Origin of the sequence: Bacteroides sp. ET336 (genome assembly GCF_024733815.1) — a bacterium.
Lineage (GTDB): Bacteria > Bacteroidota > Bacteroidia > Bacteroidales > Bacteroidaceae > Phocaeicola > Phocaeicola cellulolyticus.
On sequence record NZ_JANRHK010000049.1, the window covers coordinates 1 to 784 of the forward strand.

2 protein-coding genes are annotated in these 784 nt (G+C 37.5%); both read left to right on the top strand.

The window, feature by feature from the left end; translation table 11 throughout:
- Positions 1–77: 77 nt before the first annotated feature.
- The gene (locus NW213_RS16750; protein ID WP_154044655.1) at positions 78–494 is read left to right on the top strand and encodes a helix-turn-helix domain-containing protein; all 417 of its coding nucleotides are present in this window, start codon (positions 78–80) and stop codon (positions 492–494) included.
- A 56-nt stretch (positions 495–550) separates the two neighbouring features.
- On the top strand, positions 551–784 hold a 234-nt coding region (locus tag NW213_RS16755), incomplete at its 3' end, for a transposase (protein WP_258323474.1).

The window sequence follows — 784 nt, forward strand, 5'->3', positions numbered from 1 at the left end:
TAAGTAAGTGATCTAAAATATTTTTATATTCAGCATAAATTATTAATATTGTCTCATGATATTTTAGAAATTGAATCATGAAACATATAAAAGTGCTTGAATTGAGTGAGGCTGATCGCCTCAAACTTGAGAAAGGGTATCATAATGGCCCTACTCATAACTATCGTATCAGATGCAAATCCATATTGTTGAAGTCATCAGGCAAATCGGCCTCAGAAATAGCTGAAATATTTGATGTGACAATACCAACAGTATACGCATGGATAAAACGTTATAAAGAAAATGGAATCAAAGGCTTGGAAACACGTCCCGGTCAAGGTCGTAAACCTATAATGGATTGTTCCGATGAGGAATCAGTCCGTAAGGCTATAGAGGAGGACCGTCAGAGTGTATCAAAAGCACGCGAAGCCTGGGAAAAAGCTTCCGGCAAAAAAGCCAGCGACATTACCTTCAAACGTTTTTTAGGAGCATTGGTGCAAGATATAAGCGAATAAGAAAACGCCCAAGGGATATCCCCTCACCGCAACTCTACACATACAAGAAAGAGAAGTTGCAAGAACTTGAAAGCCTTGACTCCAAAGGTAAAATAGAACTTTATTATGCTGATGAAAGTCATGTATGTACAGATGGTTATGTACCTTACGGATGGCAGTTCAAAGATGAGAATGTCTATATTCCATCAGAGAAAACAGCAAGACTTAATATCTTTGGCATGATTACCCGAAGAAATCAATATAAAGGTTTTACAACACAAGAATCCATCAATGCAGACAAACTTGTGGAT